The sequence below is a fragment of the Cupriavidus sp. SK-4 genome (assembly GCF_000611125.1).
Taxonomy (GTDB): Bacteria; Pseudomonadota; Gammaproteobacteria; order Burkholderiales; family Burkholderiaceae; genus Cupriavidus; species Cupriavidus necator.
The window spans coordinates 21,874-32,608 of the sequence record NZ_JFJW01000051.1; the positions used below are offsets into that span (position 1 = coordinate 21,874).

General features: G+C 66.6%; 3 protein-coding genes. All 3 read left to right on the forward strand.

The annotated features are described in order from the left end of the window. Nucleotides 1-471: 471 nt before the first annotated feature. Nucleotides 472-4,431 carry a SpvB/TcaC N-terminal domain-containing protein gene (locus tag CF68_RS38235; RefSeq protein WP_235205723.1) on the forward strand — a complete coding sequence of 1,320 codons (3,960 nt, stop codon included), beginning with the start codon at nt 472-474 and terminating at the stop codon, nt 4,429-4,431. A 2,891-nt stretch (nt 4,432-7,322) separates the two neighbouring features. Further along, entirely contained in the window at nt 7,323-8,651 is a 1,329-nt protein-coding gene (locus tag CF68_RS38240; protein WP_235205727.1) for an RHS repeat-associated core domain-containing protein, read from the forward strand. Nucleotides 8,652-8,691: 40 nt separating this feature from the next. After that, nucleotides 8,692-10,735: hypothetical protein (locus tag CF68_RS35500; protein ID WP_200872549.1), on the forward strand; the 2,044-nt coding region annotated here is incomplete at its 3' end.

Consider the following 10,735-nt stretch of genomic DNA (forward strand, 5'->3'; position numbering starts at 1 on the left):
GGCCGGTCTAGTTTGGCGCAGCCCGGCCTGGTGGCATGGAGTGCCACGGCACGCCGCGCGTCTGGCGCAGGCGAGGTTCTGGCTGTCCGATGGTCCAGTGATCTTGCTGGAACAACACGTCGAACCGGGACAGCAACGTCTGGCCGGGCGGCCCTTCTTTCCCCAGCCCGCAGCCCCAATCCCCAAGCCACGCTTCGCGTGCGCCCCCCATCTGACTGAGTGCAGGCGGCGGTACTCCCAGCTTCGCAGCCGCGCGCGTGAAGCCTGGTGCCAAAGCGATGCTTGCGAAGGCAGCAAGCTCATCCGAGTATCCGGGTGCCATCGAACCCGGGAATGTGCAGATCAGAGTTAAACGGCTCGCAGTTGCACTTTGGCCGCGGTCTTCTACGCTGCATCCATTGCAAGGGCCGCCTTCACGTGCGTCCCCGCGCAGGAGCCAAGAACAAAAGCAATACACCGGGAGCGCCTGTCATGATTCCAGGCACGGCAGCGAGCGAGGGTTCGGGCAATCAGGGGACTCAGGGTCAGGCTGCGCCGTCGATCTCGCTGCCCAAGGGCGGCGGCGCGATCCGCGGTCTTGGCGAGAAGTTCGGGGCCAACCCGGTCACGGGCACCGCTTCGATGTCGGTGCCGATCGCAACAAGCCCGGGCCGTTCGGGCTTCGGCCCCCAGCTTTCACTGAACTACGATTCCGGCGCGGGCAACGGTCCGTTCGGCTTCGGCTGGAACCTGTCGCTTCCTGCGATCACTCGCAAGACCGATCGGGGGCTTCCGACCTACCTCGACCATGTGGACGCACCCGACGTCTACATGATCTCCGGCGCCGAGGACCTGGTCCCGGTGCTCACGAATGCGCAAGGGAAATGGGAGCGAGAGCAGTTGCCCGCGCGCACCGTCAATGGATTGACGTACCGGGTAGACCGTTTCCGGCCGCGCATCGAGGGCCTGTTCGCCCGCATTGAGCGCTGGACCAACCTCGCCGATGCTAGCGACGTGTTCTGGCGCTCCATTTCAAAGAGCAACGTCACTACCTGGTACGGCAGGACAGCCGAAAGCCGCATTGCCGATCCCGCGGACCCAAGCCGCGTCTTCAGCTGGCTGATCTGCGAGAGCCATGATGACAAGGGCAACGTCATTGTCTATGGCTACAAGCCCGAGGACTCGGCGCGGATTTTTGAGGACACGGCCGGCAACGGACTTGCCAGGGCACATGAGCGCAACCGCACGGATGCGTCCCGTTCCGCGCAGCGCTACCTCAAGCGCATTCGTTATGGCCATCGTTCGCCCTACTTCCCGATACTGACGGACGATGCCCCCTGGCCCGAGCCCTCTGATTCGTGCGCGCGCGACGCAAGCAACGCCTGGCTCTTCGAGGTCGTCTTCGACTACGGCGAGCACGACGCCAGCGCGCCGACGCCCGCCGAAACCGGCACATGGCCCGCGCGCCAGGATCCATTTTCCGCATATCGCGCCGGCTTCGAGTTGCGCACCTACCGGATCTGCCGGCGTGTCCTGATGTTCCACCACTTCCCGGGCGAAGCGGGTGTAGAGCGCGATTGCCTGGTGCGCTCCACCGACTTCAGTTATTCGGACGGCGCCCCCACTGACGTTCGCAACCCCATCTACGCTTTCCTGCGCGCGGTCACCCAGACCGGCTACCGTCGGCACAATGGCGGCTACAACCGGCGCAGCTTTCCGCCGTTGGAGTTCGAGTACACCGCGCCCGAGGTGCAGGATGTGGTGGAGGAAGTGGACCCAGAGAGCCTGGAGGCGCCCATCGGCCTGGACGGCAGCAGCTACCGCTGGACCGACCTGCACGGCGAGGGGCTTGCCGGCATCCTCACCGAGCAGGCCGGGGCCTGGTACTACAAGCGCAATCTCAGCCCGATACCGGAAAGGCTGCCGGGCGGCCAGGAGGAAGTGAGGGCGAAATTCGCGCCGCTCGAAGCCGTCTCCATGAAGCCCGGTGCCAGCTTGTCCAGCGGCGCGGAGTTCATGGACCTCGCCGGCGACGGCCAGCCCGACGTGGTTGTCATGGAAGGCGCCGCCCCCGGCCTGTACGAGCATGACGAGGCCGAAGGCTGGCAACCCTTCCGTCCATTCGCCTCGCGCCTGAACCGCAATCTGCGCGATCCGAACCTCAGGTTCGTGGACCTGGACGGCGACGGCCGTGCCGATGTGTTGATCACCGAAGACAATGCCTTTGTCTGGCATGCCTTGCTCGGGGAGGATGGCTTCGGCCCGGCACGGCACGTCGCGCAGGCGCTCGATGAAGAGCAAGGCCCGCGCGTCATCTTTGCCGATGGCACCCAGTCGGTCTACCTGGCCGATCTCTCGGGCGACGGCCTGACCGACATCGTCCGCATCCGCAACGGGGAAGTCTGCTACTGGCCGAACCTGGGCTATGGCCGCTTCGGCGCCAAGATCACGATGGACAACGCGCCCTGGTTCGACCATCCGGGCCAGTTCGACCATCGCTATCTGCGCCTGGCCGACATTGACGGCAGCGGCACCACCGACATCATCTACCTGCACCGCGATGGCGTGCGGCTGTACTTCAACCAGTCCGGCAACGGCTGGAGCCAGCCACACGTGCTGAAGGTGTTCCCGCGCATCGATGACCTGGCAAGCATCCTGGCCACCGACCTGCTCGGCAACGGCACGGCCTGCCTGGTCTGGTCATCGGCGCTGCCGGGCGACGCGCGGCGTTCGATGCGCTATGTCAACCTCATGGGCGGGCGCAAGCCGCATCTGCTGGTCAGGACCGTCAACAACCTCGGGGCAGAGACGCGCGTCGACTACGCCCCCTCCACCAGGTTCTACCTGCAGGACAAGCGCGACGGGAAGCCGTGGATCACCCGGCTGCCGTTTCCGGTCCACGTGGTCGAGCGCGTGGAAACCTGCGACCATATCAGCCGCAATCGCCTGCTCACTTGCTACGCTTACCACCACGGCTACTTCGATCCCGAGGAGCGTGAGTTCCGCGGCTTCGGCATGGTGGAGCAATGGGATACCGAGGCGTTTGCTGCCCTTGCCGATGGCACCTCCCGCGCGGACAACATCGCCGCCGCAACCCATGTGCCTCCGGTGCACACCAAGACCTGGTTCCACACCGGCATCTGTATGGGACGAGAAAACGTCTCCGACTACTTTGCCGGCCTGCTGAGCGCCACCGACCAGGGCGAGTATTTCCGCGAGCCTGGCCTGACCGACGCAGAAGCCCGGGCCCAGCTGCTGCCGGACACGGTGCTGCCAGCCGGCCTGTCCCCGGACGAAGAGCGCGAAGCCTGCCGCGCACTCAAGGGCTCCATGCTGCGACAGGAGGTCTACGCGGACGATGCCGGCTCCGGCGCAACGCCTGGGCAGCTCCTGCGTGCCCGCACCCCGTACTCCGTCACCGAGCAGAATTTCACCATTCACACCTTGCAGCCGCGGGGAGACAACCGCCACGCGGTTTACTTCACCCATGCCCGCGAGACCGTCAGCTACCACTATGAGCGCAATCCGTGCGACCCGCGCGTTCAGCACGCGTTGACGCTGGAGGTGGATGCCTTCGGCAATGTGCTCAAGCAAGCCGCGATCGGCTACGGGCGTCGCGCACGGATTCGCGTGACCGATGCACAGGGACATGTGCAACTGGCGCCGAACCCCGGATTCGACGGGTTCCATCCGGCCGACCAGGCCCGGCAAGCCACCCCGCTGCTTACCTACACCGAGAACCGCTTCACCAACGCCATCGAGTCGCCAGACGCCCATCGCACCCCCCTGCCCTGCGAGGCAATTTCCTTCGAGCTGACAGACTACCCAGCCACCGGTCCGGACGGCCGCTACCAGGCTACGGATTTCGTCGAGCCAGATCCTGGCGCAGCAGGCCGTCTGCGCCATAGGTTCAGCGGCCCGGAAGTCGCTTACGAGGCCACAGCGACCGGCAGCCAGCGCCGCCGCCGCATCGAATGGATGCGCACCCTATACCTGCACGACGACCTGGGTAGCCTGTTGTCGCTCGGGATCCTGCAACCGCTTGCCTTGCCGGGCGAGAGCTACAAGCTCGCCCTCACCCCTGGCCTGCTCGCCGAGGTCTTCCTGCGCCCTCGCCAGGGGCGGCCGGCCGAGCCGCTGGGGCCCGATCCGGCGGNCCCGATCCGGCGGCCGTCCTCGGCGGCCAGGGCGGCTACTTGCAGGGCCAGGCGCTCAAGGAGGACGGGCGCTTCCCCGCGAGCGACCCGGACGACCACTGGTGGATTCCCTCGGGACGGTCCTTCTACGGCGCGGATCCCGCCGGCGACGCCACCACAGAACTGGTGCAGGCGCGACAGCATTTCTTCCTGCCCCGCCGCTATCGCGACGCCTTCGGCCAGCACGCTTTCGTGGACTTCGACGCCCACGACCTGCTGTTTGCGCAAACCCGCGATGTGCTCGGCAACCGTGTGACGGTGGACGCCAACGACTACCGGGTCCTGCAGCCGCGCCTGGTCAGCGATCCGAACGGCAACCAGACCGAAGTCGCCTTCGATACGCTCGGCATGGTGACCGGCACCGCCATCATGGGCAAGCCGCTTCCCGCACCAGTGGAAGGCGACACGCTCGATGGTTTCGCCAGCGACGTCACGCAGGCCCAGCTCGATGCGTTCTTCGATGCAGCGGACCCGCATGCCGCCGCGGCGGAATTGCTGAACGGTGCGAGCACCCGCATCGTCTACGACCTCGACCGCTTCCGCCGCACCCGGCAGGCCAATCCTCACGATGCCGCCGCGTGGCAGCCGGCCTGTTCCGCGACGCTCACACGTGAAACCCACGTCAGCGCGCCCCTGCCGCCACAGGGCCTCAGGATCCAGCTCAGCTTTGGCTACTCCGACGGCTTCGGCCGCGAAATCCAGAGGAAAATCCAGGCCGAACCGGGGCCCGGGCCACGGCGCGACGCTAACGGCAGGATCATCGCGGGCGCGGATGGCGTGCCCGAGATGACATCCAATGAGGTCTGGCCGCGCTGGGTCGGCAGCGGCTGGACCGTTTTCAATAACAAGGGCAAGCCCGTCCGCCAATACGAGCCGTTCTTCACCGATAGCAACCGCTTCGAGTTCGATGTCCGCCTCGGCGTCAGCCCGGTGCTCTTCTACGACCCGGCCGGGCGCGTGGTCGCCAAGCTGCATCCGAACCACACGTTCGAGAAGGTGGTCTTCAATCCCTGGCAGCAGGCGACTTACGATGTCAACGACACCTGCGCCCCACGCAGTGCGCAGACCGGCGACCCGCGCTCGGACCCGGACATCGGAGGCTACGTCGCCGGGTATTTCAAGACTCAGCCGGACACCTGGCAGACCTGGCATGCACAGCGCGTTGGCGGCGCCCTTGGACCAAACGAGCGCAATGTCGCCTTGCGCGCCGAAGCGCATGCCGATACCCCCACCATCGCCCATTTCGACACGCTCGGCCGCCCCTTCCTCACCGTCGCGCGCAACCGGATTGCCTGCCCTGGCCACGACCTCGACGGCACAGAAGAAGCCTTTGCCACCCGGGTCGAGCTGGACATCGAAGGCAACCAGCGCGCCGTGCGCGACGCCATCCGGCAGGCTGGCGATCCGCTCGGTCGCGTCATCATGCGCTATGCCTATGACATGCTCGGCAACCGCATCCACCAGCTCAGCATGGACGCCGGTGCACGCTGGATGCTCAACGACGTGACCGGCAAGCCCATCCGTGCCTGGGACAGCCGCGGCCACGACTTCACCACCACGTACGACGCACTACGCCGGCCGGCAGAGCAGACGGTGCGCGGCAGCACGACGGATTCCGACCCGCGCACACTGGATCGCGACATCGTCGTTGACCGGATCGAGTACGGCGAAGGCCTCGCCAACGCCGGAGCGCTCAACCTGCGCACGCGCGTCTACCGTCACTTCGATTCGGCGGGCGTGGTCACCAACGGCCGGCTCGATGCCAACGGCAATCCGACCGAGGCTTACGACTTCAAGGGCAATCTACTGCACAGCACGCGGCGCCTGGCCAGCGACTACACCGCCCTTCCCGACTGGCAGTCAGACCCGCGACTGGATGCCGAGTGCTTCGAGGGCAGCACGCGCTACGACGCGCTCAACCGCGCCGTCCAGTCGATTGCGCCGCACAGTAGCCTGGCCGGCGCCAGGCGCAATATCATCCAGCCGGTGTTCAGCCAGGCCAACCTGCTGCAGCGGGTGGACGTGTGGCTGGACCACGCGGCGACTCCCGCTGCGCTGCTGGACCCGAACGACGAGGCGCCATCGCCGGTCGGCGTTGCCGATATCGACTACAACGCCAAGGGACAGCGCCTGCGCATCGACTACAAGAACGGCGCCAGCACCTTCTACCGCTACGACCCGCTGACTTTCCGGCTCAGGCAACTGCGCACGCGCCGCAATGCCGCCGACTTTCCCGGGGATGATCCGCAGACCCCCATCGCCGGCTGGCCGGGCCGCCAGGTGCAGAACCTGCACTATATCTATGACCCGGCCGGCAACATCACCCACATCCATGACGATGCGCAGCAGGCCGTCTACTTCAGGAACAAGCGCGTCGAGCCGGGCAACGACTACATCTATGACGCGCTCTACCGGCTGATCCAGGCAACAGGCCGCGAACACCTGGGGCAAGGTGGCGCGCCGACTGCCCATTCACACAACGACGCCGGCCGTTCCGGCCTGCTGAGTGCCGACGCGGCCGGACGCTTCGCCCCCAACGACGGCAGCGCCATGGGCACGTACACCGAGCGCTATGTGTACGACGCCGTCGGCAACTTCCTGCAGATGCAGCATCGCGGCAGCGATCCGGCCCATGCGGGCTGGACACGTGCCTACGAATACCTGGAACCGGGCCTGGCCGAAGGCGGCGACGGTGGCGTGCCGCGCAAGACCAGTAACCGCCTGACCCGCACCACGCTGGGCCCGCCAGGAAACGCCCCGCAGGCGGAGATGTATCTGCACGACGCCCACGGCAACATGGTCCACATGCCGCACCTTGGCGGCGGCCTGCCCGGGCCGAACATGCAATGGAACTACAAGGACCAGCTGCGCCAGGCCGAGCTTGGCGGCGGCGGCATCGCCTTCCATGTGTACGACGCATCGGGCCAGCGCGTCCGCAAGGTCTGGGAGAAGGCGCCGGGCCGCATCGAGGAGCGCATCTACCTTGGCGGCTTCGAGATCTTCCGCAGGCACGGCGGCCCCATCGGCACCAACAGTGCCACGCTGGTGCGCGAGACGCTGCACGTGATGGACGACAAGCAGCGCATTGCCCTGGTGGAAACACGCACGCTCGATACGGCGGGCGACGACCAGGCGTCAGGTCAACTGATGCGCTATCAGCTCGGCAACCACCTCGGCTCGGCCTGCCTGGAACTGGACCAGCAGGCACAGATCATTTCCTACGAGGAATACACGCCGTTCGGCAGCACCGCTTACCAGGCTGTCCGGACCCAGACCGACACCCCAAAGCGCTATCGGTTCACCGGAAAGGAGCGCGATGAAGGGACAGGGCTGGGCTATCACGGGGCGAGATACTACGCCGGCTGGCTGGGACGCTGGACGGCCGCGGACCCTGCAGGGCTTGTCGATGGCACCAACGTGTTTGCCTACGTTGGCAACCAGCCTCTGCGAAACACCGACCCCAGTGGCACCCAATGCGATCCAACCACAGCCACCTGCATTGATCCAACTATTCCCACCGCTCGCGAAGAGCTCTTGCAGCAGAGCCTGCCTGACGACGAACGCGACTTGCCCCCTGCATCCTTTGCCGAGGACGTGCCCAGCGAGTCGCGTGCACCCTCGTCCAGTTCGAGCAGCAGCAGGGCGCAGGAGGCCTCGACCGCCCTCTCGCTGTTTTCGTACCTGGTACAGAAGTGTTATGCCCCTGTCAGCCCGACCGGCGCACCATTGGGCGACGCGCTGAACCTGTACTCGGGCCCTGCTGCCAGGGCGGCGGCAGGAAGCGCCCCAGGGTACCTGATCAGGGACACGATCTACTACGGGCCAGCCGACGCTGCCGAGAGTGCGCTTCGTGCCCGTCTCGGCCTCGGGCCCACGGACAGGATTCCCCCGGATCTGTACAACCCGATCTGGGACGAAGCGTCGAGGCTGGCCGTACGCGATGCGGCAATCGCCGGAAGTGTCCGAACCCACAACGATCTCAGCACCCTGGACCCTGCTTCGATCCAGGCACGCGTGGAGCTGCCGACACTGCGCCGCTACGGCACCGGAGTCGGCGCGGTCAACGTGTTTGGCGGTGCCCTGAGCATATACGGCGGCACCCAGGAAGAAGACAGCTTCCTGGCCGCGCTGGGCATTGGAGGGGGCACAGTGCAAGCATCGGGGGGAGCCATCTTCATTGCCGGTGCATGGAGAACGTCCGCACCACTCATGTCCCTGGGCCGGGGGCTGGGTACGGCCGGGGCAGTCATCACGGCACCGATAGTCCTGTCCCATGCGGCAGACGATATTCAGAGCGGAGACGAGTATCGGCAGTTCAGGGGAACGCTCAGCGCAGTCGGTGTGGTCGCACCGCCCGCCGCATTCCTGTCCGTCTACAACGACGTAGTGGTCCAGCCCGCGGCGGAAACGTTCTACGAAGTCGCTCGACGTGACATCGCCCAGATGCTGGGCGTGCCGACGCACTGGGTCTATTGACCGATCGCATTGCCTTGCATGGGAACGGGAGCCAAGAGTCATGCCACAAGTCATCCTTGTCCGCCTCGCGCCAATGAAGCCGACCAGCGGCGCCAGTTTCAAGAGCTATCTCAACAACCTGACGATCCGAGCGTTCGACCTGTCGTTCGGCAACTCAGCCGATGGCACGCTGGTCGGGCAGGCACAGGGCGCCTGGATCCCGAATACGGGCATCAATGCGGTTGGCCCGGCATTCAATCCCGCCAACCAGCGGATCGTGCAGCACTTCTCCGTATATCCGGTGCAGGTGAACCCATTGCCCGCGCCGCCATTCCCGGACGTACGCCTTGAAGCGGTGGCGACGGCGATCATCGAGCTGACCCCGCCCGCGGCGGAGTTCAACACGACCGATCTGCGCCTCGAGATCAGGCAGGGCACCCAACTCGTTGCCTACGAGCGGCTCGACTTCAACGTGAAGGTCGAGCCCAACGCACCGCTCTCGAACAATCCGCTGACCTACATTGGCGTCGATCCCCCCGCGGTCGTGCTGACGCTGCCGGACCCCGCGGTCGCGCTCGATCCGAATGCCGCCTTCGTTGAGCTGCCGCCTGACGGCACGCCACCCAAGTTCGTGCCGCTGCGCAATGCGATCAACAAGGTGCTGGCGCAGGACCCAGGCGGCGGCGCCACGCTCGCCAACCGGAGCCCGCTGACCGCGGCGCAGTCGCGCCAGGTTTCGCGCGAGATCATCTGGAACCGCCAGATCGCGCCTCCGCCCGAGCGTCCCAACAACCGGCGGCTCGAGGACATGTACACGCGCCCGCCGACCGACACGTCGTGGAGCGCCGACGAGCGCGACAAGGCGGACATGGACCGCAAGCAGTATGAAGCCAGCCTGCTCGGGTACTACGCACTGCAGAACGCCAACGCGGATCGCCTGGCGCAGTACGTCTTCGCCGCGTCGGCCGCGGTGTGGGCCGGGCAGCAGAGCGCCAACCCCGGACGCGTCGGCCTGCGCTTCCCGGTAGAGCCCGGCCCTCCCCCGACCCCGGGCGCGACGTTCCGTCGGGCGGACGTCGTGATCGTGAACGATGGCGGGCTGGTCCTGGATTTCCAGGTTCCTGCCGAATACTTCTATGCGCTTTCGGCGGTCCTGGCGACGAACGTCACCGCCCAGGAGCGCTACCGGATGGCCACCGACGAGGACGAATCGCGCATCGTTGCGTCCATCAAGGCGGCGCTTGACGCCAATATCATCGCCGCCCCGGCCACCACGCCGGAAAACGCGGCGCGCCGGCTCGCCGCAATCGGCCGGGGCCGTGTGCAGCGCGCCCCGCTCTGTCCGCTCAACGCCAACGTGAACGCGCTGGTCACGGCATGGCTGGCCCAGATGGTGCCGTCGATCGACCCGTTCTGGCAACAAAGCCCGTTCCCAGCCGCGCTGGTACCCGGGCACCTCGAGCTGGTGCTTGCCGTCATCACGCAGCAGACCGCGGTCACGCCGGCATCGACCGCGCTGATCGCCGCGATCAAGGGCATCCCGGTCGCCAACGTGGCCCAGCTCAAGGCACGCACGGTCCAGCAGTGGCACGCCTTCTTCCTGCCTGCCAACGTTGGCCTGCTTCCGGACTTCACCAACCCTGGCACGCCCGCGGAGCGGGTCGAGGCGTTCATCCGCCAGCTGCGCAAGTATTTTGAAGTGCTGTCGATCGCGCCGGCGCCGCCCGCGGGCGCGATTGCAAACGCGCTGTCGATTCCCATTGCCGCGGGCGATCCCTTCGCTGCGTTCCTCGCGGCCGCCCCCGGCTTTGCATTTCCGGTGGCGAACTGGGGCGCGCCCGCCATCGTGAACGCGCTGCAGGCCGTGTTTCCCGGCGATGCGGCCGCGCAGGCGTGGCTGCTCGACGCGCTCAAGACCATCGACGAGCTGCTGCGCGCGACCACCGGCGTCGGGCCGGCGGCGCTGCAGTTCTCCTTGCTCGAAGCGCTCTACGCGCGCGGATTCACCTCGCGGGCACAAATCCAGGCGCTGTCGGCCGCCGAGTTCGAGTACGCGCTGACGGGAACGGTGGCCTATCCGTTTGCCGCGGCAATCCAGGCCGCCG